General features: G+C 59.4%; 20 protein-coding genes and 3 tRNA genes. All 23 read right to left on the bottom strand.

Features of this window, described 5'->3' with window-relative positions:
- Positions 1-333 precede the first annotated feature (333 nt).
- The gene (locus ACWKV9_RS03650; protein ID WP_483834702.1) at positions 334-1209 is read right to left on the bottom strand and encodes a DUF2242 domain-containing protein; all 876 of its coding nucleotides are present in this window, start codon (positions 1207-1209) and stop codon (positions 334-336) included.
- Between the two features lie 170 nt (positions 1210-1379).
- A complete protein-coding gene (locus ACWKV9_RS03645) occupies positions 1380-2645 on the bottom strand; it encodes a 3-phosphoshikimate 1-carboxyvinyltransferase (RefSeq protein ID WP_483834701.1) in 1266 nt (421 codons plus the stop codon).
- Between the two features lie 211 nt (positions 2646-2856).
- Positions 2857-2933 (bottom strand) — tRNA-Asp (locus ACWKV9_RS03640).
- Positions 2934-3056: 123 nt separating this feature from the next.
- A tRNA-Asp gene (locus ACWKV9_RS03635) sits at positions 3057-3133 on the bottom strand.
- A 59-nt stretch (positions 3134-3192) separates the two neighbouring features.
- Positions 3193-3268 (bottom strand) — tRNA-Val (locus ACWKV9_RS03630).
- A 192-nt stretch (positions 3269-3460) separates the two neighbouring features.
- Positions 3461-4222, bottom strand: a complete 762-nt coding sequence (locus tag ACWKV9_RS03625) for an SDR family oxidoreductase (RefSeq protein ID WP_483834700.1) — start codon at positions 4220-4222, stop codon at positions 3461-3463.
- Positions 4223-4259: 37 nt separating this feature from the next.
- Positions 4260-5471: an O-succinylhomoserine sulfhydrylase gene (locus ACWKV9_RS03620; RefSeq protein WP_483834699.1), complete on the bottom strand. Its 1212-nt coding sequence runs from the start codon at positions 5469-5471 to the stop codon at positions 4260-4262.
- Positions 5472-5492: 21 nt separating this feature from the next.
- On the bottom strand, positions 5493-7001 hold the full coding sequence (purF, locus tag ACWKV9_RS03615) for an amidophosphoribosyltransferase (protein ID WP_483834698.1): 1509 nt from the start codon (positions 6999-7001) through the stop codon (positions 5493-5495).
- A gap of 12 nt (positions 7002-7013) precedes the next feature.
- Positions 7014-7601: a CvpA family protein gene (locus ACWKV9_RS03610; RefSeq protein WP_483834697.1), complete on the bottom strand. Its 588-nt coding sequence runs from the start codon at positions 7599-7601 to the stop codon at positions 7014-7016.
- Between the two features lie 225 nt (positions 7602-7826).
- Positions 7827-8492, bottom strand: a complete 666-nt coding sequence (locus tag ACWKV9_RS03605; RefSeq protein ID WP_483834696.1) for an SPOR domain-containing protein — start codon at positions 8490-8492, stop codon at positions 7827-7829.
- Positions 8476-9783 carry a bifunctional tetrahydrofolate synthase/dihydrofolate synthase gene (gene folC, locus ACWKV9_RS03600; protein ID WP_483834695.1) on the bottom strand — a complete coding sequence of 436 codons (1308 nt, stop codon included), beginning with the start codon at positions 9781-9783 and terminating at the stop codon, positions 8476-8478. Before folC ends, ACWKV9_RS03605 begins: the two co-directional genes overlap by 17 nt.
- Complete coding sequence (gene accD, locus ACWKV9_RS03595; RefSeq protein WP_483834694.1) at positions 9780-10700, bottom strand: acetyl-CoA carboxylase, carboxyltransferase subunit beta; 921 nt, start codon at positions 10698-10700, stop codon at positions 9780-9782. Before accD ends, folC begins: the two co-directional genes overlap by 4 nt.
- 291 nt (positions 10701-10991) lie before the next feature.
- Positions 10992-11612 carry a phosphoribosylanthranilate isomerase gene (locus ACWKV9_RS03590; RefSeq protein WP_483834693.1) on the bottom strand — a complete coding sequence of 207 codons (621 nt, stop codon included), beginning with the start codon at positions 11610-11612 and terminating at the stop codon, positions 10992-10994.
- A gap of 60 nt (positions 11613-11672) precedes the next feature.
- Positions 11673-12497, bottom strand: a complete 825-nt coding sequence (truA, locus tag ACWKV9_RS03585; RefSeq protein WP_483834735.1) for a tRNA pseudouridine(38-40) synthase TruA — start codon at positions 12495-12497, stop codon at positions 11673-11675.
- 168 nt (positions 12498-12665) lie between these two features.
- A complete protein-coding gene (locus ACWKV9_RS03580) occupies positions 12666-15473 on the bottom strand; it encodes a motility hub landmark protein FimV (RefSeq protein ID WP_483834692.1) in 2808 nt (935 codons plus the stop codon).
- A gap of 116 nt (positions 15474-15589) precedes the next feature.
- Positions 15590-16600, bottom strand: coding sequence for an aspartate-semialdehyde dehydrogenase (locus ACWKV9_RS03575; RefSeq protein WP_483834691.1), 1011 nt, complete (start codon positions 16598-16600; stop codon positions 15590-15592).
- Between the two features lie 103 nt (positions 16601-16703).
- Complete coding sequence (locus ACWKV9_RS03570) at positions 16704-17267, bottom strand: DUF1285 domain-containing protein (protein ID WP_483834690.1); 564 nt, start codon at positions 17265-17267, stop codon at positions 16704-16706.
- Between the two features lie 9 nt (positions 17268-17276).
- The gene (locus ACWKV9_RS03565) at positions 17277-17882 is read right to left on the bottom strand and encodes a DUF4823 domain-containing protein (protein ID WP_483834689.1); all 606 of its coding nucleotides are present in this window, start codon (positions 17880-17882) and stop codon (positions 17277-17279) included.
- Between the two features lie 70 nt (positions 17883-17952).
- Positions 17953-18615 carry a TetR/AcrR family transcriptional regulator gene (locus ACWKV9_RS03560; RefSeq protein ID WP_483834688.1) on the bottom strand — a complete coding sequence of 221 codons (663 nt, stop codon included), beginning with the start codon at positions 18613-18615 and terminating at the stop codon, positions 17953-17955.
- Between the two features lie 484 nt (positions 18616-19099).
- On the bottom strand, positions 19100-19885 hold the full coding sequence (locus ACWKV9_RS03555; RefSeq protein ID WP_483834687.1) for a TatD family hydrolase: 786 nt from the start codon (positions 19883-19885) through the stop codon (positions 19100-19102).
- 14 nt (positions 19886-19899) lie between these two features.
- Positions 19900-20256: a PilZ domain-containing protein gene (locus ACWKV9_RS03550; RefSeq protein WP_268797228.1), complete on the bottom strand. Its 357-nt coding sequence runs from the start codon at positions 20254-20256 to the stop codon at positions 19900-19902.
- Positions 20257-20306: 50 nt separating this feature from the next.
- Positions 20307-21293: a DNA polymerase III subunit delta' gene (locus ACWKV9_RS03545; RefSeq protein ID WP_483834686.1), complete on the bottom strand. Its 987-nt coding sequence runs from the start codon at positions 21291-21293 to the stop codon at positions 20307-20309.
- Positions 21286-21930, bottom strand: a complete 645-nt coding sequence (tmk, locus tag ACWKV9_RS03540) for a dTMP kinase (protein WP_483834685.1) — start codon at positions 21928-21930, stop codon at positions 21286-21288. The genes ACWKV9_RS03545 and tmk overlap by 8 nt, the downstream gene beginning before the upstream one ends.
- Between the last annotated feature and the right edge of the window lie 13 nt (positions 21931-21943).

Genomic DNA, 21943 nt, shown 5'->3' with positions numbered 1-21943 from the left:
CGTACAAGCTCTTTCTCGGCTAGCACGAAACCTGTAGGAGCCAACTTGTTGGCGAGGCGACGGTGCGACGTATCAGGCGGGCCGTCTCGCGAACCAGTTCGCTCCTACAGGAAAATCAGTGTTCCGCGCTCCCCTGTGGGAGCCAACTTGTTGGCGAGGCGACGGTACGACGTATCAGGTGGGCCGTCTCGCGAACAAGTTCGCTCCTACAGGAGAATCGATGTTCCGCCCTCCCCTGTGGGAGCCAACTTGTTGGCGAGGCGACGGTGCGGCGTGTCAGGTGGGCCGTCTCGCGAACAAGTTCACTCCTACAGGAGAATCAGTGTTCCGCGATTACTGAACAGGCGCCGTTTCCGTTGACGGCGCTGTGCTTGGCGCCGGTTCGACCGCCGGCGAGGTTTCCGGCGTTGCGGCCTCAGGCGTAAACGCGTCTGGCTCGCTCGGTGCTGGCATCGGTTCGCTGCCCTGCCCCGCCGCGGGTGCGGGCTCGGTCGCCGGGGTTGCCAATGGCGCCGGGGTGACCGCAGGCGTAGCAGCGGCTGGAGTGGTGGCAGCAGGCGCGGTTGGGGCCGCAGGAGCTGGTGTTTGTTCAATCAATGCTGCTGGCTTGGGCGCCTGGGCTGGAACTTCCGGCATACCCAGATCGGTCTTGGGCTTCTCTTCGATGTGCGCGGTTTTCTTCACTTCCGCAGGAAGGAAATTTTCCACCAGCGCGAAGAAACGGTCGTAAAACTTAGGCGATGCAACCGTTTCACTTCCAACTTTGACCATTGAGTCGTCGGTAGAGCCGATCGGCATCGATACCGAACCCAGCACACCCACACCCAGACTCGCCGAATTGTTCACCTTCTTCAGGGCGTAACGATCTTGCAGGGCGTTGGCGAAGATTGTGGCGCTGTTCTCAGTACCATCTGCTGCACACACCACATTGAAGCTGATCTCCATGTGGGTTTCGCCGGTCTGCTGAAAGCTCTTGTGACCGCTGATGATTTTCGGGTCACTGCTGGTGATGATGTAGCCCTGGCTCAACAATGCGCGACGCGCCGCCTCGCACGTGGCCGAATCAGCTACTGGGTACTTGCGCGAGAATGTCCCGGCGTCGTCAAAATTTTCATGCTCGTAGACAGTCTGCTTCTTGGACGAGCAGCCTGCGACGGCCAGCAGGGCGATCGCCCAGCATGCGGTACGAAAGCTCAGTAATTTAGACATCGAACATCCTGGAGGAAAACGGCCGGCAGAACTGCCGAGCAGAGAAAGCGTCGGTAAGTCTGCAACATCGATGGCGCAGGATCAACGCACAGTTTGCAACCATCCGGATACAACAGGACAGGCGGGTCAGCATCAGCGCTGGCCCGCTCTGTCCACAGAAGCCATACAAATCAAACGCTACCGTGCTCCAGTCGCACGCCGAGAAACTCCAACGCGCGCCAGTAGCCTGGGTAGGTCTTGCCGACGCACTCCGGGTCCTGAATGCGCACGCCCGAGACTTTCAGCCCCGCCAGCGCAAAACACATGGCGATTCGATGGTCGGAGTGCGTGTCGATCAGCGCGTGGCTGTTAGTGCCGGCAAGGCCGGGATCGGACGCGACGAGAAGATCATCGCCTTCCACGCTCGCCAGGCCTGCACGTACCTGATTAAGCCCATCGTGCAGCGCCTGCACACGGTCACACTCTTTTACCCGCAGGTTTGCCAGATCGACGAAGCGCACCGGCGTTTCGTTGAAGGCAGCGAGTACCGCCAGTGTAGGAATCGCGTCCTGCATCTGTGAGCCGTTGATGACCGCAGGCATGTTCGGGAACTGCGCGATGACGTCCATCGCTTTGGCGTCAGGCTGGGTAAAGGCTTGGGCCGCGACGCCCAGATCGATCTTGCCGCTTGTCAGCGCTTCGGCGGCCCACAGGTAGGTGGCGGCGGACGCATCGGGTTCGATCTGGTAATCGCACGCGGTGTAACCGGTCGGCAACACGCGCCACAGCCCTTCGTTTACAGCCTCGACCTCTGCGCCGAAAGCACGCATACAAGCCAACGTCAGATCGATGTAGCCACGGGCGCCGATTTCATTTCCGGTCAGCGCGACGTCGATGGGCGCATCGCCACAAGCGGCCACCATCAACAGTGCAGAAACGTATTGGCTGGACAGGCCGCCATCGATTTCGAACCGTGTGGCCGTAACCGAGCCAGTGCCCTGAATGACCACAGGTGGGCAGCCGGTCGCGCTTTGAGCGTCAAGGCCGCCTTTGCGCAGCGCTTCGAGCAGCGGGCCAATCGGGCGTTTTTGCATGTAGTGATCGCCGTCCAGCGTCACGCTGCCGTCGACGGTGCATACAGCAGCCGTCAGAAAGCGCACGGCAGTCCCGGCATTGCCGAGAAACAGAGGACCGTTCGGAACTTGTAGCTGGCCGGTGCCAGTGACCACAAAGCTAGTGTCGTCCGGCTCATCAATGGTCACGCCCATCTGCCGCAACGCCTCGGACATGTGCCGGGTGTCGTCGCTTTTCAGCGCACCGCGCAGATGGCTGGTGCCTTTGGCCAAGGCCGCCAGCAGCAAGGCGCGGTTAGTGATCGACTTCGATCCCGGAGGCGATACATGGCCGGTCAACGGTACGCCTGGCGGAATCACAGTGATGGTTTGGTTCATGCCCATTGTCCAGCTCTCCAGAAAACGAAAATCAGGCAGCGTGCCGAGCCGCTAATAACAAGCCGGCAATAGTGTCACTTCTCGATGAAATCTGCAGCACTGCATCGCACTGACATCAGGCTTCGGTAAGACACACCGGAAAGACAGGCACAAAAAAAGCGACCCTAAGGTCGCTCTCTCTGTGGCTTCAAGGAGTGCAAGGCCTTGAAGCGATGTATGGCGCAGCGGACGGGACTCGAACCCGCGACCCCCGGCGTGACAGGCCGGTATTCTAACCGACTGAACTACCGCTGCGTATCGCTCGGACTTGCGTCCGTTTGAATCTTTGAAACCGGCTTCAAGTGCCTGTTTCGTGTAACCCTGATTGAGAGCCTTAAGCTTTCAATCGAAGACCGGGAAAACCCGATCTTGACAATATGGCGCAGCGGACGGGACTCGAACCCGCGACCCCCGGCGTGACAGGCCGGTATTCTAACCGACTGAACTACCGCTGCGCGTCGGTGGACTTTCGTCCTGCTGAAACTTGAAAGTTTCAACCTGTAGCTCTCAACGATGGTGGGTGATGACGGGATCGAACCGCCGACCCGCTGCTTGTAAGGCAGCTGCTCTCCCAGCTGAGCTAATCACCCTTTGCTTCGTTGAGGCCGCGAAATTTACGCAGGTGACGAAGCTAAGTCAATAGCCTGCTTGAAGTTTTTTTAACATCAGCAGAAATACAGCTTCAAGCTGCAAGCTGAAAGCTTCAAGCCGCAGAGCAAAAAAAAAGAGCCACGGGGGCTCGCTTTTACTTGCAGCTTGAAGCTGACAGCTTGTAGCTGCTTCTACGCATAGACCATCTTGCGACTCATGCCGCCGTCCACCACGAACTCCTGCCCTGTCACGAAACCGGCATTGCGTGACAGCAGCCAGGCTACCAACGAGGCGACATCTTCCACCGTCCCCACCCTGCCCGCCGGATGCTGGGCGTGATCGCTGTCCGACAACGGCTCGGCGCGGCGCGCCGAAGGATCACGTGCATCGATCCAGCCGGGGCTTACGGCGTTGACCCGCACTTCTGGCCCCAGACTGATGGCCAACGCGTGGGTCAAGGCAAGCACCCCGCCTTTGCTGGCGGCGTAGGCTTCGGTGTCTGCCTCGGACTGATGGGCGCGAGTGGAGCTCAGATTGACTATGCTGCCGCAATGAGCGCGCAGGTACGGCGCGCAATGCTTGGCGAGCAACATGGGGCCACTGAGGTTTACCGCCAGCACCCGATTCCAGTGGGCCAGATCCAGGCTTTCCAGAACGGTATTGTGCGGATCGGCCACCGCTGCGTTGCACACCAACGCGTCTAGACGGCCAAACATGCCGAGCACATGAGCAACGCCAGCGGCGATTTGCTCCTCGCTGGCGACGTCCATGACCACGAACGAGGCGTTCTCACCGAGCACGTCAGCCACCAGCGGACCGCGTTTGCGGTCAACGTCGGCCAGCACCACTTGCCAGCCTTCAGTGATCAGCCAGGCCGCAATGCCTAGACCGATGCCGCGCGCCGCCCCAGTGACCAGTGCAACCCGGCCATTGTGAACAGCGGCGGCCTCCATCGCGTACTCACTCACAATCAGTACCCACGATCAGCAATCAGAGCGCAGCCAGACCACGGGCCAGATCGGCTTTGAGGTCAGCGACATCTTCCAGCCCCACAGCAACCCGAATCAGGCTGTCGCGTATACCAGCGGCTTCACGTTCCTGCGGCGAAAGGCGGCCATGGGACGTGGTGCTCGGATGCGTGATCGTGGTCTTGGTGTCACCCAGGTTGGCGGTGATCGAGATAAGACGCGTGGCATCGATGAAGCGCCAGGCGCCATCTTTGCCGCCTTTGACTTCAAAGCTGACCACCGCACCGAACGCCTTTTGCTGACGCTTGGCCAGTTCGTGCTGTGGATGGCTTTCAAGACCTGCGTAATGCACTTTCTCGATGCCATCCTGCTGCTCAAGCCACTGCGCCAGCTCAAGCGCGCTCTGGCAATGGGCGCGCATGCGGATGTTCAGGGTTTCGAGACCCTTGAGGAACAACCAGGCGTTGAAGGGGCTCAGGCTCGGCCCTGCGGTGCGCAGGAAACCGACCACTTCTTTCATCAGCTCGGCACGCCCCACCACCACGCCCCCCATCGCCCGGCCCTGGCCATCGATGAACTTGGTCGCGGAATGTGTCACCACATCTGCGCCCATCAGCAAAGGACGCTGAAGCGCCGGGGTGCAGAAGCAGTTGTCCACCACCAGCAGCGCGCCTTTGGCGTGAGCGATTTCAGCCAGCGCAGCAATATCGACCAGTTCAGCCAACGGGTTGGACGGCGATTCGACGAACAGCATTTTAGTGTTCGGCTTGATCGCCGCGTCCCAGCCCGACAATTCGGCAAGCGGTACGTAGTCAACTTCCACGCCGAAGCGCTTGAAGTATTTCTCGAACAGGCTGATGGTCGATCCGAACACGCTTTTGGAGACCAGGACGTGATCGCCAGCACTGCACAACGCCATGACGGTGGCGAGAATGGCTGACATGCCAGTCGAAGTCCCGACGGCTTGCTCACCACCCTCCAGCGCGGCAATACGCTCTTCGAACGAATGCACGGTCGGATTGGTGTAGCGCGAATAGACGTTGCCCGGCTTGTCACCGGCAAAGGTGGCTGCCGCATCTGCCGCCGTGCGGAACACGTAGCTGGAGGTGAAGAACAACGGATCGCTGTGCTCGCCTTCCGGCGTACGGTGCTGACCAGCGCGAACAGCGAGGGTATCGAAACCCACGCCTTCAAGGTCGCTGTCCAGTCGACCGGCATCCCATTCCTGAGTCATGCGGTCTACTCCTTGTCTGAATTAGTTGTTGTACAGATCGATGATCGCGCTCACCGCCTGAGTCTTGACCTTGGAGGCGTCGTTACGCGCCTGCTCGATCTTGTTCAGGTAATGCTCGTCGATATCACCGGTCACGTACTTGCCGTCGAAGACCGAGCAATCGAAGTTGTCGATCTTGATCTTCTTGCTGCCGCTAACCGCTTCGATCAGGTCATTCAAGTCCTGATAGATCAACCAGTCGGCACCGATGAGGTCGGCCACGTCCTGGGTTGAACGGTTGTGAGCGATCAGCTCGTGAGCACTCGGCATGTCGATGCCGTAGACGTTAGGGAAACGCACGGCCGGGGCCGCTGAACAGAAATACACGTTCTTGGCGCCAGCTTCGCGAGCCATCTGAATGATCTGCTTGCAGGTGGTGCCGCGCACGATGGAATCGTCCACCAGCATCACGTTCTTGCCGCGGAACTCAAGCTCGATGGCGTTGAGCTTTTGGCGTACGGATTTTTTCCGTGCAGCCTGACCCGGCATGATGAACGTACGGCCGATGTAGCGGTTCTTCACAAAGCCTTCGCGGAACTTCACGCCCAGATGGTTAGCCAGCTCGAGAGCGGCAGTACGGCTGGTGTCGGGAATCGGGATGACCACGTCGATGTCGTGATCCGGGCGCTCGCGCAGGATCTTGTCGCCGAGTTTCTCGCCCATGCGCAGACGCGCCTTGTACACCGAGATGCCGTCGATGATCGAGTCCGGACGCGCCAGATAGACGTGTTCGAAAATGCACGGGGCGTATTTCGGATTGGTGGCGCACTGACGAGTGTGCAACTTGCCGTCTTCGGTGATGTACACCGCTTCGCCAGGCGCAAGGTCACGGATCAGGGTGAAGCCGAGCACGTCGAGGGCGACGCTTTCGGAGGCGATCATGTACTCGACGCCTTCGTCGGTGTGACGCTGACCGAAGACGATCGGGCGAATGGCATCCGGGTCGCGGAACCCGACAATGCCGTAGCCGGTGATCATCGCGACCACGGCGTAACCGCCACGGCAGCGGTTATGCACGTCGGTCACGGCGGCGAAGATGTCTTCTTCGGTCGGTTGCAGCTTGCCGCGAACGGCCAGCTCGTGAGCGAAGACGTTGAGCAACACCTCGGAATCTGAGTTGGTGTTGACGTGGCGCAGATCAGACTCGTAAATCTCCTTGGCCAGCTGCTCGACGTTGGTCAAGTTGCCGTTGTGGGCCAGGGTGATGCCATAAGGCGAGTTGACGTAGAACGGTTGAGCTTCGGCCGAAGTCGAGCTGCCCGCCGTTGGGTAACGCACGTGACCAATACCCATGTGCCCGACCAGACGCTGCATATGGCGCTGATGGAACACATCACGAACCAGACCGTTGTCCTTACGCAGGAACAAGCGGCCGTCGTGGCTGGTCACGATACCGGCAGCGTCCTGGCCGCGGTGCTGGAGGACGGTGAGCGCGTCATACAGCGCCTGATTGACGTTCGACTTGCCGACGATACCGACGATGCCACACATGCGACACAACCCCTACTTAGTGGAACTGGATTTACCGAGCACTTCCTGCGGCGTTATAGGCGGCAGGAGGTGATCCTTGAACGGAATATCAACAGGTACGCTGATTCCGCTGGCTAGCCACTTGCTGGACATCCCGAGAATCAGGTTTTTCGACCAGTCAGCGACCATGACAAATTGCGGTAACAGCTTCGATTGCTGCCACCATTGATCCTGTTGTACCGGCCCCAGGCTCAACAGCCCGACCGCCACTACAACCAGCAGGCCTCCGCGCGCCGCGCCGAAGACCATACCCAGAAAACGATCGGTCCCGGACAGCCCGGTGACGCGTATCAGTTCTCCAATCAGAAAGTTGACCATGGCGCCGACCAGCAGGGTGGCGACAAAAAGAATGGTGCAGCCCGCAATCACGCGTGCCGAAGGTGTTTCGATGTAATTGACCAGATACTGCGACAGTGACCCGCCGAACATCCAGGCAACCACTCCGGCGATGATCCAGGTCAGCAAGGACAGTGCTTCTTTTACGAAGCCACGCTTGAGACTGATCAAGGCAGAGATGGCGACAATCGCAAGGATCGCCCAGTCAACCGGAGTAAATGGCACGTTCACGCCTACAGACGGATAAGGCGGCGCATTTTAGCAGAGCGCTGCCCTGCCGGTAAGCGGGGATTTCAGTGGGGTTTGATTAACTTAATCAATGAATAGCCGTCTCCAGCAATTGCATGGGAGCGGACCTGTCCGCGAAAGGTGCATTCCCGTCACCGAATATCTGTCGGCTGGACCGGCCTCTTCGCGGACAGGTCCGCTCCCACGGGCGTAATGCCGGACCTACCGGCGCTCAGGCTGGAAGCGCACGACGATACCCTTGAGCTTCTGCTGTTTGTCGAGCTGATCACGCAGACGATCCGCCTCAGCGCGCTCGATCAGCGGACCGACAAACACCCGGTTCACCCCGTCCGAAGTGCGGATGTAGGCGTTGTAGCCTTGGGTGCGCAGGGTTTTCTGCAGGTTGTCGGCGTTGGCCCGATTGGACAGACTTGCCAACTGAACCGACCAGCTGACCGACAGGCCGTTGGCATCGACTTTACTGTCTGTGGCAGACGCAGCGGGTGCGGCTGGCACTGGGGCCGGTGCCGGAGCAGGTTTCACGGCGGCGGGCGCGGGCGTTGGCGCGGCCTTGGCTGTCGCCGCTGGCTGGGAAACCGCCTTGTTCGGCGCAGGTGCGATCGGCATGGAAGGCGGCTGATTACTCGGCGACAAATCTTCGTCCGTCGGCACCGGTTCCTGAGGCAGAGGCTGTTGTTCAGGCACGCTCACAGGATCGACTTTGACCTGAGACGCAACGGGCGCTTGCGGGGCGGCAGGCGCATCGACTTGCACATGACGTGCTTCGTCCTGACGCGAGAACAGCATGGGCAGGAAAATCACTGCCACCGCGACCAGCACCAGGGCGCCGACCATTCGCTGCTTGTAAGCCTTATCCAGCAAAGCCATTTGCCACTTCCTCCGTGACGTGCCGATTCAACCATTCCAGGCCATCGGCTACGCAATAAAAAGACCCGAACAGCACGATCTCATCGTCGGCCGTCGCGTGTGCGCATTGCGCTTCAAGTGCCAGCGCGATACTCGGGTAGGACGTCACTTGGGCGCCAAGGTTCTGCAAGGCATGGGCAATCTCCTCGGCAGACAGGCTTCGAGGGGTCGGCAGCGGCGCCACCGCCCAGCTTTGCATGCTGTCCGCCAACGCAGTCACCACGCCGACCAGATCCTTATCGCTCAGCAGACCAAACACCGCCAGACGTTTGCCGGCAACAGGCCGTTGCGAGAGGCGCTCGGCGAGAAAATACGCAGCGTGAGGGTTGTGGCCGACATCCAGCAGCAGATTGAGTGACTTGCCCTGCCACTGAAACGATCGACGATCCAGGCGGCCCGTGACGCGGGTGGAAAGCAGAGCGGTCCGGATGGCATCCTCTTGCCAGGGCATGTTCAGCAACAGATAGGCCTGAAGTGCCAGAGCGGCGTTCTGCATCGGCAGATCGAGCAGCGGCAGATTCGACAGCTCAACGCGCTGGCCCTGAATGTCGGTGCCGGACCAGTCCCAAGCGTCGCCGTGGAGCGTCAGATCGAAATCGCGGCCCCGCAATGAGAGCGGGCAGCTCAACGCCTGGGCGCGTTCAAGTAGTGGCGCAGGCGGATCGAGATCGCCGCACAAGGCAGGCTTGCCTTCCCGGAAGATTCCGGCCTTCTCGAAAGCCACGGATTCGCGTGTGTTGCCCAGCCACTCAGCGTGATCGACGCCAATGCTGGTGACCAACGCCAGGTCGGCATCGATCAGGTTCACCGCGTCCAGACGCCCCCCTAGCCCGACTTCCAGCACCACAGCGTCCAGCGCCGCCTGCTCGAACAGCCAGAACGCTGCGAGGGTGCCCATTTCGAAGTAGGTCAGGGAAATGTCGCCGCGCGCCTGTTCAATCACGGCGAACGCGTCGCACAGCTGCGCATCGGTCGCTTCGACGCCCTGCACTTGCACGCGCTCGTTATAGCGCAGCAGATGCGGCGAGCTGTAAACGCCGACTTTCAGCCCTTGAGCTTGAAGCAGCTGGGCGACGAAGGCGCAGGTGGAGCCTTTGCCGTTGGTGCCGGTGACTGTGATCACTCGTGGCGCGGGCCGGGTAAGCCCGAGCTTGAGCGCCACTTGTTGAGAACGGTCCAGCCCCATGTCAATGGCCGAAGGATGCAGTTGCTCGAGGTACGCGAGCCATTCGGCCAGAGAGCGTTGGGTCATATGTTGGCCGGAACAGGCGGAACGACGATAGGTTCGATTTTTGGTGCGATGAACTTCGGCGTCGGCAAGCCCATCATCTGAGCCAGGACATTGCCCAGGCGCTGACGCAGTTCCTGACGATGAATGATCATGTCGATCGCACCGTGCTCCAGCAGGAACTCGCTGCGCTGGAAGCCTTCTGGCAGTTTTTCACGGACCGTCTGCTCGATAACGCGCGGACCGGCGAAACCAATGAGCGCCTTTGGCTCGGCAACGATCACGTCGCCCAGCATCGCCAGACTGGCGGAAACACCGCCGTAAACCGGGTCAGTCAGTACCGAGATGAACGGCAGACCCTCTTCACGCAAGCGCGCGAGCACAGCGGAAGTCTTGGCCATCTGCATCAGGGAGATCAGGGCTTCCTGCATCCGCGCACCACCGGAAGCTGCGAAGCAGACCATCGGGCAGCGCTTTTCCAGAGCGTAATTGGCGGCCTGAACGAAGCGCTCACCGACGATGGCGCCCATGGAACCGCCCATGAAGGAGAACTCGAAGGCAACGGCGACGACCGGCATGCCCAGCAAGGTGCCGCTCATGGAAATCAACGCGTCTTTTTCGCCGGTCTGCTTCTGGGCGGCGGTCAGACGGTCCTTGTATTTTTTGCTGTCACGAAACTTCAGGCGGTCGACCGGCTCAAGATCGGCGCCGATTTCGTCGCGACCTTCGGTGTCCAGAAAGATATTCAGGCGCGAACGTGCATTGATGCGCATGTGGTGGTTGCACTTGGGGCACACGTCCAGGGTCTTTTCCAGCTCTGGTCGATACAGCACCGCCTCGCACGAAGGGCATTTGTGCCAAAGGCCTTCAGGTACCGAGCTCTTCTTGACCTCGGAACGCATGATCGAAGGGATCAGCTTATCTACCAACCAGTTGCTCATGCTTTCTTTCTCCAATACCGGTGGCTCGAACGCTGTGGCGGTAAATGCCACGCGCATGCCCTTGAGCTAAATTCATGTGCAGCGTTCATTGGTTCGTTGCAGCGATCGGCTCGAAGCCTGACCTGCCGCACTTGCACCTTTAACCGCCGCCCTCAACCTTGTTGCCACGAGACGCAGAACGTCTTCGCTCATTCAATCGGACCTGCCCGCAAACTGCGGCAGCAGGCTAGTGGACGGCAACTGCGTGCCGACCGTCACATCGCGATCCCAACCTGGGGCCCGGGCCTGGCTTCAGGCGCCGTGGACCGCACTCATGAACGCGCGAATCTTGTCGTGATCTTTGATGCCTTTGCTCTTTTCGACGCCGCCGCTGACATCGACTGCGTAGGGCTGCACCTGCGCGATAGCCTGGGAAACGTTAGCTGAGGTCAAACCTCCAGCCAGAATAATGGGTTTGCTCAGCCCTTTAGGGATCAGCGCCCAGTCGAAGGTTTCGCCGGTCCCGCCCGGCACGCCTTCGACGTAGGTGTCCAGCAGGATACCGCTGGCTTTGGAGTACAGCTTGCAGGCTGCGGCGATGTCGTCACCGGCCTTGACCCGCAGCGCTTTGATGAAGGGACGATGATAGCCCTCACATTGCTCTGGCGTTTCGTCGCCATGAAACTGAAGCAAGTCCAGCGGGACTGCATCCAGTGTCTCGTTCAGCTCGCAGGCGCTGGCGTTGACGAACAAGCCAACGGTAGAGATGAACGGCGGCAATGCCGCGATGATTGCCTTGGCCTGCTTTGCAGTGACTGCACGCGGACTCTTTGGATAAAACACGAAACCGATGGCATCGGCTCCGGCTTCAACGGCTGCCAACGCATCTTCTATGCAGGTAATCCCGCAGATCTTGCTGCGAACGGCTGACATGTCGTGAAACCTCAGGTCTTTTCGTAAAGTGCCGGATGTTAGCAAATGCTTTTCCGGGCGTCAGCCGTCAAGTTCAGCGAAGCCTGTCAGAAAGTGCGGCCCGACGTAGCGCTCAGGCAACGGAAATTCGTCGCGGTACTCGACCTGAACCAGATACAGGCCGAAAGGATGGGCCGTCACGCCACCGGTACGACGCACCCGACTTTCCAAAACCTCACTCGCCCATTCAACAGGCCGCTCCCCTGCCCCGATGGTCATCAACACACCGGCAATGTTACGCACCATGTGATGCAGAAACGCGTTGGCGCGGATGTCGATCACGATCATCTTGCCGTGACGGGTAACCCGCAGGTGATGCAATTGCTTGATAGGGGATTTGGCCTGGCACTGCCCTGCACGAAATGCGCTGAAATCGTGGGTGCCGACCAGATACTCGGCCGCCAGCGCCATACGCTCGACGTCCAGCGGGCGATGATTCCAGGTGATCTCCTGATTCAGGTGCGCCGGGCGGATCTGGTCGTTGTAGATCACGTAGCGGTAACGTCGGGCAATGGCTTTGAACCGCGCATGAAAATCTGCCGGCATCACCTTCGCCCAGGTGACGCTGATGTCATGGGGCAGATTGATGTTGGCACCCATGGTCCAGGCTTTCATCGTGCGCACGGCCTGGGTGTCAAAATGCACCACTTGGCCACAGGCATGAACACCAGCGTCGGTGCGACCAGCGCACATCAGGCTGACCGGGGAATCGGCTACTTTGGACAAAGCGTTTTCAAGGGTTTCCTGCACAGTCGTCACTCCGGACGCCTGTCGCTGCCAGCCGCTGTAGCGTGAACCTTTGTATTCAACGCCCAATGCGATTCGGAAAAAACCTTCAGCCGCCATTTCGGCGGCTGCCGTTTGTGGCTCGGTGTCTGTAGTTGCCAAGAACTTAAAGCCTGTCGGTGTGCGCGAAGGGCGGCCATTATACGGCGACAAAAAAAAGACGCCACGCGCTTGGTCTACAAATGCAAACGACCGCCGAAGCGGTCGTTTACGTCACACAGTTGAAGATCAGACCAGTCGCGACAACATTTCGCGCGCTTCGGTGATCTGCCCATCATCCCCTTCTGCCACGACCTCGTCGAGAATGTCGCGAGCGCCATCGGCATCACCCATTTCGATGTAGGCCCGAGCCAGATCAAGCTTGGTTGCCGCCTCATCGGTACCTGAAAGGAAATCGAATTCAGGCTCGTCTTCGTCCAACAGCGCATCGTCCTCAGTGAAGGTCGGAGCGTCGTCGAACGGCTTGGGGATCGGTGGCTGCTCCAGACTTTGCGAGAGGCGCTCAAGCTCGGCATTGACGTCATCGATCTCCGAAGCAAAAGCAGCCGACGCCTGCTCGGTTTCGATCTCGTCAGCCAGGGACAAGTCGAAGTCCGCTGGCAGTTCCAGGTCGTCATCAGCCAGCGAAGCGGGTTGCGCGCCGCCCAACTCCAAGCCTGCGTCGGACGCGGGCAACTCGCGCAGCTCATCTTCCATGCCCAGCAGGTAATCGTCCTCGGCCTTTAATGAAGGCTGATCCTCGGACAGATTGAGGTCGAAATCGGACAGGTCGTCGGGCTTGGTTTCGGCGGCCTCGGTTTGCTCACGCAGGATCGCGTCGAAATCCAGCTCCTGAGGCGTTGAAACGGCCAATGGCGCATCCAGCTCAAGATCATCGAGATGCAACTCAGTAGAGCGATCCTCGACATGGGTCGGCGACGCAGCTTCCAGTTCGTCCAGGCTCAGGTCGAATGCCGTGTCGAAATCGTCAGGCTCTTCGACCGGCGCTTGAGCTGCTGCTGGTGGCACGATCGACGCAGGCTCAGCTTCGGTCGGCTCGTCCTTCAGCAAGTCCTGCACATACTGCTCGTCACGCTGGGAAGCCAAGACAGCAGCGGCGGCGCCTGCTGCGGCGATAGCTGCTGCGGAGGCCATGGATGGATAACGGCTTTTGAGTTCTTCGACTTCGGCGTGATTCTGACCTGTGGCGATGAGCTTGCGTTCGTGGGCTACGAACTCGGCCTGATTATCCTGTTCGGCGTGCAACTCCATCAGCTTCAGACGCAGGTCGCTGCGCTGTGGCTCTTCGTGGATGGCTTCTTCGAGCAGCTCGACTGCCTGATTGATGCGGCCGTAAGCAAGGTGGATTTCAGCCTGAACGAGCGCGTCAGCCGGATGTTCGCGGACCGGCGCGGTGACTACGGTCGGCGCCGGCGAAGGCTTTGGGCCAGAGGGGGGTACCTCAAGGCCTTCGAAACTGTTTTCCTGCAAATCCAGATCGGACCCGAACTCATTCTCTTCAGCCAACGCCCGGGCCATTTGTCGATGCTTTTCGGCTTCGGCCATCGCATTGCGACGACGTGCCAACAGCAGCAGGAGCAACAACAGAATCAACAGCGCCCCGCCACCCACCAATCCCAGGAGCAATGGATTAGCCAGTAGCTGGTTGAACGGGTTGTTGGAATCGGCGGTTTCAACCGGGGCCACAGGCGTAACGGCCAATGGCTGATCAGGCGTGGCACCGGTGACGGTGGCGCCATCGACTGGCAGCGCATCCTCCGGGGCAATTTCGTTAGGTGGCTTGCCAGACGCATCGGGGGCGGGAGCTGCGGGAACAATCGCCGCCGGCATTGCCGAGTTGGCTGGCGCCGCAGGATTGGCAGCGTTATTGGGATTGGTGACACTGTTGGGGCTGACGGTGCTATTGGGGTCAATCGCAGGAGCTGGCACTGCTGCGCCGGCTGCCTGCATTTTTGCCAATTGATCGTTCTTCAGCTGGATCAGGCGCTGCAGCTTGTCGACCTGACTTTGCAGGTCGCCCATTCGGCTTTTCAGTTCATCGTTGTCGCGGCGCGTTGTGTCCAGGCTTTCCTGAGTCGTCGCCAGCTTGCTTGCAAGCTCTGCGTTGTCACCGGCTTTGCCCTTGGCGGCGGCCTTGTTATCGGCGGAAACCAGGCTGAGATTATCGGCGGCGTCGATCTGGGTCGGCGCTGCGCTTGGGCGGTCACGGCGGGTAGCATCGACCTGACGGCTGCCACTTGGCAGACGACGCCCCTGGCGCCAGGCCTGATTCTGTTCAGCAACTTCGGCAATCGCCCGGGGCTGCGGCATGGCCGTTGATTCGGCAGGACTTGGCAGGCGCAGCACCTGACCCTTCTTCAGGCGGTTGATGTTGCCGGCGATGAACGCATCCGGATTCAGCGCCTGGATCGCCAGCATGGTCTGTTGGACGGTGCCACCGTTACGCACGCGCTCGGCGATTTCCCACAGCGTGTCGTTGTTGAGCGTTGTGTATTGAACCAGCTTCGGCTCAGTCGGCGCGGCAGGCTCGGCCACAGGCGGCGCGGGAGTCGGAGTAGCAGGCTGAGTTTGCGCTGGCGCCGCTGCTGGCGCAGTCGATGGAAGCTGGGCAGCAGCCGCTGCGGCTTCCGGCGAGAATTTCGGCGGATCAAGCAACAGGCTGTACTCACGCAGCGCACGGCCATTGGGCCAGAGCACTTGCACGAGGAATTTTACGTAGGGGTCACGAACCGGTTTGGTCGAGGTGATGCGCAGTACGCTTTTGCCGCCAGCGTTGATCACCGGGGTGAACGTCAGGTCATCAAGGATAGCCGTGCGCCCTACACCGGCCTGAGCAAATTCCGCTGAGGTGGCCAGACTGGGCACTACCTGCGCAGCGTTCAGGTCCTGCACTTGTGTCAGCTCGATCTCGGCAAGCAGCGGTTGATTGAGCGTCGACTTGACGGTCAGACCACCGAGCCCGAGCGCGTTTGCCATGCCAGATGACAGCGCCGAAGCCGTAGCGATTGCTAATACCAGTTTACGAACCTGAACCATAGCCCATCCCTTGTTTAAAAATTCCCCGGCAACCGAGAAGATAAAGCCTGCTAGGGCGTAGGGCGTGTCATCACGCCGCAGCTAGAATGATTCTTCGAATTGTCGGCAAGTATCTTTTACACAACGTCTTTTATCAACAATTGCGCGACCTGCACAGCGTTCAGCGCCGCGCCCTTGCGCACATTATCAGACGTGATCCAGAAATTAAGTTCAGACGCATCGTCGATCCCCTGGCGTAAACGTCCTACATAGACGGCGTCCTGTCCTACGGCATCGCCAACCGCCGTCGGGTAATCACCGGCATCTACCAGTTCGATGCCATCTGCAGCGTCAAGCAACGCACTGACCGCTGCTACGTCTACCGGGCCTGCGGTCTGCAACGAAACGCTGAAACTGTCGCCGAAGAACACTGGCACCTGGATGCAGGTCGCCGAAACCTTGAGTAAAGGCAGCGCAAGCAACTCGCGCAACTCGGCGACCAAACGTTTTTCCAGCGCAACATGGCCGTCTGCGTCCGGTGTACCTACTTGAGCGAGCACATTGAACGCCATCTGCCGGTCAAAAACCTTCGGCTCCAGCGGACGGATATTCAGCAGCTCGGTGGTTTGTCGCGCCAGCTCGGTCACGCCTTCGCGGCCCTGGCTCGACACTGCCAGGCAAGCAGTCACGCTCACTCGCTGTATATCCAGAACCGCCCGCAACGGCGCAATGATCAGCGCAAGGGCCGCAGCGCTCGGGCTTGGGCAGGCCACCTGATACGGCTTGACCAAGCCAGCCAAGAGCGCGGCGTTGATTTCTGGAATGATATTGGGCGCTTGCTCGACCGAGAGGCCCGCAGACAGATCGATCACCGCACAGCCAGCGGCAGTGGCTCGGGGGGAATAGCTGCGCGTAATGGCGGGACCTGCGGCGAAAAACGCCAGCTGTACTTTGCCAAAATCGAACTCATCGACTTCACGCACGCGTACGTTCTTGCCGCGAAACGGCACCGAGTGACCCGCAGATTCGGCACTGGCGAGTAAATTCAGCGCCCCTACCGGAAACTCGAGTTCTTCTAGAATCTGGACGATGGTTTCGCCGACAGTACCGGTGGCGCCAACAACGGCGATATCAAAGGACTGACTCATGCAAAAACCTCAGGAAAATCGGGGAGCGGCACTTTAACCGCCGAGTACCCGCCAGGCAATTGAACTGGCGAAGCAATGCAGGCGCCCTGCGTAGGATGTTGAGTCAGGGCTCCAGCCCAATTTTGAAAAATTCGCCGCCACTCCAGACCCCAAGCCATCGTTGGCCGTCGATCTCGCGCGTGACCGCAAGATCCACCAGTTGGTAGAAAACGTTACGGTGGACCAGCGCTTCAAGATTAGTGCGAACATGAAGATAAGGCGCTGGCTCTTGGCTGTCCGAATCGATGCTGACCCGCAGCCCGTGCTCGGGGCCGGCTTCGACAACGTCATCGACGTTGGTGGTAAAGCGCAGCACTTGCGTTTCACCCTCCCCCTGTACGTCCAGCAGCACCGCCACAAAGGGCGCGTCATCGACCGTGATGCCTACCTTCTCAACCGGCGTAATTAAAAAGTACGTGTCGCCGTCGCGGCGAATGATGGTCGAGAACAACCGCACCATAGGTTTGCGGCCAATGGGCGTGCCCAGGTAATACCACGTTCCGTCACGGGCGATACGCATGTCGATATCGCCACAAAAATCCGGATTCCACAGATGCACAGGCGGTAAGCCTTTGCCAGAGCTGGGGATCTGCGCCAATAAATCATTGGCTTTGCCCGGGCCACTCATAGTTGCTCCTTAGCGACGCTCTACACCGATGAGGCTACGAGCGTAGTCTTCCATAGGCGGACCAAGCAAATCTTCGGGCTTGGTGTCGTACAGCGTGAGCAATCCGCCGCGACTGTGGATGCGCGCCGAGTCGATCAGATAACGAGTGTTGGTTTCGATCAGCATTAGCTGAATTACGCCGCTGTCGATGCCCAGGCGATCCAGGGCTTCCTGGTCGGACCATTCATCAAAGTTACCGATACGGTCGTCTGCGCGTGCAAATCGGGTGTACAGCAGATAGTGGGCGCCTGCGCTGCGTGCCTCATTCATCGCTTCATCGAGTCCTTCAGGGCCTCGCGCCTTGCGGACCATCGGGAAATATTCGACGAAGCCTTTGAAAGCTTCTTCAGCAACGACGTTAGGCCGGGGGTAAGCGCCGCCCGGCGGCACGAAGGCGCCTTGAGCGATATAAATGAAGGAGTCGGGCTGCAATCGCCAATTGCTAATGCGGCGAGTTGAACTGTGATCCAGCAGCCCCGCATCACTGAGTTCGTCGTGGGCGCCTTGCGCCAGATCACTGACGTGCATGCACCCACCCAAAGCCAACAGCGCTACTACTAACAGCAGGCTACGCATTAATCTCTCCAAGGGCCGGCGACGGAAAACCGGCGAATGGTCGTCTAATGCAGCTTTTGCGCCACTTCGGTCAGGTACTAGAGATTTCGGGCTTGGGGTCGTGGCCGGGGTCGATATCGCGTTTACGCTTGTTGCCCATGCGCACACCGATATCCATCAGGAACTGGAAAAACCCTTCCTGATCTTCGAGCACGTTGCTCCAGAACGGAGAGTGGTACAGCGCAACAGCGCCATGCACCAGCGCCCAGGCGGCGCAGTAGTGGAAATACGGCGGCACGTCCTCAAGCTTGCCCTCGGAAATCCGACCTTTGATCAGCAGCGTGAGGTGCTCGAAGTTGGAGGCGCGAATCTTGTGCAGCTCCTCGACCATCTCCGGCACTTGATTGCCTTTGACGACTTTCTCTTCCAGGCGATCGAACAACCGGTAGCGCTGCGGATCGCGCATCCGGAACTCAAAGTAAGCGCGAGAGAGTGCTTCTTTGTCTTTATCGACGTCGGCCGAATGCAGCAGCTCGTTCAGATCGCGCTCGTAGTCGAGCATCAAGCGCAGATAGATCTCGGCTTTGGATTTGAAATGCTTATAGATAGTCCCTTTGCCGATACCTACCGCGTCAGCGATCATTTCGACGGTGACACTGTCTTCGCCCTGTTCGAGGAACAGCTTGAGCGCGATGTCGAGAATTTCTTGCTCACGGCGCCGAAACTCACGGACTTTACGAGGTTCTTTCTGCATAGGAAGAGGCTGTGGGTTCAAAATCGAAGCCGCACATTATGCCTATCTTGCGCCAAATTGCACGGATCATCCGACCATCTTCACGTTACGTCCACAATGCTTGGTGCATGAAACGCGGTTATTCCGAAGGACGCTGCCCTGCCCTCCTCGAAAAATTGTCGGAACGTCCAGACATAGGCATTTTCGCCACTTTTATTGAGCTTTTCGAAGATGTTGAGCGCGCCTAGATGGAGGATCGCAGCCGACCCTGCGTATTGGGCTATGAATACCCGTCCAGGTATTCCAAAACTGTTTAAAAAATGTACAAGGGACACTGGACGCTGGCTGAATCTGACCAATACTTAAAGTCGCTGACGTGGCATCTCCCCCAAATGGCGCGTCAGTAAAGACACCAATGGATAGCGTGTCTTTGTTTTACTCCTAATGGTCTTAACCCGGATTCACCCCCCAGAACCCGGGTTTTTTTTGCCTGCGATTTGAGCAGTCAGGAAGCCACGTGTGCCAGCGGGAACAAGCGCCGGAAATTTTCGGTGGTCTGCTCGGCTAGGCGCTCGTAGGTCTCGCCGCGCAGCATGGCCAGAAACTCAGCCACTTCACGAACGTACTGTGGCAGGTTCGGCTTGCCGCGATAGGGGATCGGCGCGAGATACGGCGAATCGGTTTCGACCAACAATCGATCTGCCGGGACCTTGCTGGCCACATCACGCAGGGCCTCGGCGTTGCGGAAGGTGACAATGCCAGACAGCGAAATATAGAACCCCATATCCAGCGCGGCCTTGGCCATGTCCCAGTCTTCGGTGAAACAGTGCAACACGCCGCCCTGAGGTAATGCCGCTTCACGCAGCAGGGTCAAGGTGTCGGCGCGGGCGCCACGGGTATGAACGATCACCGGTTTGCCGGTGATGTTGGCAGCCTGCAGGTGCAAACGAAACGAGGCCTGCTGCAACTCGGCGGCCTCGGGCTCGTAGTGGTAATCCAGACCAGTTTCGCCGATGGCTACCACGCGCGGGTGATCCAGCTCTTCGAGCAACCACGCCAGCGCAGGCGCCTCGCCAGGCTTGAGGTCCAACGGATGAATGCCTACCGAACAATCCACATCCTCGTAGCGCTCGGCCAAGGCCTTAACAGCGCCAGCGTTTTCGGCACTGACGCCGATGCACAGGAAATGCCCGACACCCCTGCTCCGCGCCGCATCAAGGGCAGCATCGAGGGAACCAGCGTGTTGGGTGAGATCGAGACGATCAAGGTGGCAATGGGAATCTACAAGCATGGGGACACGGCAACTTACATCGTATGGGTAGGACGGTCGGACTTGAGGGCGCCCGCCAGGTAATTTTCAATCATGTTTCGCGCGGTATTATCGCCGTCGTTGAACTGCACGCCCACGCCAGCAGCGCGGTTGCCCTGAGCCCCTTTCGGCGTGATCCAGGTGACTTTGCCGGCGACCGGGATTTTTTCGGGCTCATCCATCAGGTTCAGCAACATGAACACCTCATCGCCCAGCTTGTAGCTTTTGCTGGTCGGGATGAACAAACCGCCATTCTTGATGAAGGGCATATAGGCGGCGTAGAGAACCGACTTGTCCTTGATGGTCAGGGACAGAATGCCGTTACGTGGACCTGGACTCAGTGGCAAACTCATCGTGACTCCCCGGGGGATAATCTGTGTTTTCTTGCGCAGCGCTGGCCAGTCTACCCTCGACCGGTCAGCTCTGCCCACTGCACCAATAGGGCTTCGAGCAACAAGACGCGGTTCAAGTTCGCCTTGGACATGACTTTCTGTCGCTGGGCGAGCACCCAGTCCTGCATCGACAGCACTTTGCCTTGTGCCGATTTCTGCGCCAGGTACTGGACCACCTTGCGCATGTCAGTCAGTCCCAGGCCCTCTTCATCCTGCGTCAATTGATAGCGCAGGATCAGGTGCGACCAATCGCAAAACCAGTCGAACAGCAATAACAAGGGAATCTCTTTCCAGCCTTCAGCCAACTGCGTCGGCGAGGCTTGCTGTTTGAGCAGCTTCTTCACGCCGTCGACGACCAGCGCACGCTGCTCGCGGATACCTTGCCCCTGCAGTCTCACAGCGGCTAAGGGTGAGCCAGCGGCCAGGCTCAGTAATTCGATACGCTCGTCTTCGCTTGAGCCAGGCAGCGCCTCGGCCAGCCAGGCCAGACTCATGGCCTCACTGGGCAACGGACAGGCTTGTTGCACGCAACGGCTTTTCACCGTTGGCAGCAAACGGCTGGGCTGATGCGTGACCAACAGCAGCACGGTATTGCCGGACGGCTCTTCGAGACTTTTGAGCAAGGCATTGGCGGCGTTGATGTTCATCGACTCGACCGGCTCGATCAGCACCACTTTACGGCCGCCCATCTGAGCGGTCTGGACCACGAAGCTGACCAGCTCGCGCACCTGATCGACCTTGATCGCCTTGTCGGCCTCTTCGGGCTCCAGCACATAATTGTCCGGATGACTTCCGGCGGCCAGCAACAGGCAGGATTTGCACTCACCGCAAGCGTCAAGCCCCACAGGGCGCTGACACAGCAAGCGGTACATCAGGCGCTCGGCCAGCGCGCGCTTACCGATGCCGATCGGGCCGTGCAATAGATAGGCGTGGGCATGCTGTTCGCGCCCGGCCATCTGCTGCCACAAACTGTCTTGCCAAGGATAGGCCTCAGGCATGTCGGGGTTCCGCGAGCAACTTCAGTAATTCGGGCAACAACGAATCCAGCGACGCTTGCACTTCAGCCAACGACAACGCAGCGTTAACCAGACGATAGCGCTCTGGAGCGGCAGCGGCGCGGTTCAGATAAGTACTGCGCACGGCATCGAAAAATGCCCGCCCCTCCTGCTCGAAGCGATCCAGCCGACCGCGTGCCGTGGCACGGGCCAGACCAATCTCCACAGGCAGGTCGAACACCAGCGTCAGGTCTGGACGCAAGGCGCCCTGAACAAAGTTCTCCAGGGTGGCGATCCGCTCGATGGACAAGCCCCGGCCGCCACCCTGATACGCATAAGTTGCATCGGTAAAACGGTCACACAGCACTACTGCGCCACGGGCCAAAGCCGGGCGAATCACTTGCGCCAGATGCTGCGCCCGGGCTGCAAACACCAGAAGCAACTCGGTGTCGGCGTTCATGGCTTCGTCGCTGGGGGCCAGCAATAATTCACGGATGCGCTCCGCAAGAGGCGTGCCGCCAGGCTCGCGGGTCAGCACAACGTCGATGCCGTGTCTACGCAGGCACTCGGCGAGGTAATCGCGATTGGTGCTTTTGCCCGCGCCTTCCGGACCTTCCAGGGTAATAAACAAGCCAGTCACAGGCGGTCCTTAA

The sequence above is a fragment of the Pseudomonas corni genome (assembly GCF_057128765.1).
The sequence above is the reverse complement of the archived record's forward strand: the minus strand, read 5'-3'. Positions and strand labels throughout refer to the sequence as shown.

Excerpts from the sequence above, each read along its gene's own strand:
- ACWKV9_RS03570 (WP_483834690.1), bottom strand. The coding sequence starts at position 17,267 with ATGAGTGGCCCGGGCAAAGCCAATGATTTATTGGCGCAGATCCCCAGC.
- ACWKV9_RS03575 (WP_483834691.1), bottom strand. The coding sequence starts at position 16,600 with ATGAGTCAGTCCTTTGATATCGCCGTTGTTGGCGCCACCGGTACTGTC.
- ACWKV9_RS03625 (WP_483834700.1), bottom strand. The coding sequence starts at position 4,222 with ATGGAGGCCGCCGCTGTTCACAATGGCCGGGTTGCACTGGTCACTGGG.
- ACWKV9_RS03545 (WP_483834686.1), bottom strand. The coding sequence starts at position 21,293 with ATGCCTGAGGCCTATCCTTGGCAAGACAGTTTGTGGCAGCAGATGGCC.
- folC (WP_483834695.1), bottom strand. The coding sequence starts at position 9,783 with ATGACCCAACGCTCTCTGGCCGAATGGCTCGCGTACCTCGAGCAACTG.
- ACWKV9_RS03550 (WP_268797228.1), bottom strand. The coding sequence starts at position 20,256 with ATGAGTTTGCCACTGAGTCCAGGTCCACGTAACGGCATTCTGTCCCTG.
- ACWKV9_RS03560 (WP_483834688.1), bottom strand. The coding sequence starts at position 18,615 with ATGCAGAAAGAACCTCGTAAAGTCCGTGAGTTTCGGCGCCGTGAGCAA.
- ACWKV9_RS03645 (WP_483834701.1), bottom strand. The coding sequence starts at position 2,645 with ATGGGCATGAACCAAACCATCACTGTGATTCCGCCAGGCGTACCGTTG.
- purF (WP_483834698.1), bottom strand. The coding sequence starts at position 7,001 with ATGTGTGGCATCGTCGGTATCGTCGGCAAGTCGAACGTCAATCAGGCG.
- accD (WP_483834694.1), bottom strand. The coding sequence starts at position 10,700 with ATGAGCAACTGGTTGGTAGATAAGCTGATCCCTTCGATCATGCGTTCC.
- ACWKV9_RS03580 (WP_483834692.1), bottom strand. The coding sequence starts at position 15,473 with ATGGTTCAGGTTCGTAAACTGGTATTAGCAATCGCTACGGCTTCGGCG.
- truA (WP_483834735.1), bottom strand. The coding sequence starts at position 12,497 with ATGGCGGCTGAAGGTTTTTTCCGAATCGCATTGGGCGTTGAATACAAA.
- ACWKV9_RS03555 (WP_483834687.1), bottom strand. The coding sequence starts at position 19,885 with ATGCTTGTAGATTCCCATTGCCACCTTGATCGTCTCGATCTCACCCAA.
- ACWKV9_RS03650 (WP_483834702.1), bottom strand. The coding sequence starts at position 1,209 with ATGTCTAAATTACTGAGCTTTCGTACCGCATGCTGGGCGATCGCCCTG.
- ACWKV9_RS03620 (WP_483834699.1), bottom strand. The coding sequence starts at position 5,471 with ATGACTCAGGAATGGGATGCCGGTCGACTGGACAGCGACCTTGAAGGC.
- ACWKV9_RS03565 (WP_483834689.1), bottom strand. The coding sequence starts at position 17,882 with ATGCGTAGCCTGCTGTTAGTAGTAGCGCTGTTGGCTTTGGGTGGGTGC.
- ACWKV9_RS03605 (WP_483834696.1), bottom strand. The coding sequence starts at position 8,492 with ATGGCTTTGCTGGATAAGGCTTACAAGCAGCGAATGGTCGGCGCCCTG.
- ACWKV9_RS03590 (WP_483834693.1), bottom strand. The coding sequence starts at position 11,612 with ATGTCAGCCGTTCGCAGCAAGATCTGCGGGATTACCTGCATAGAAGAT.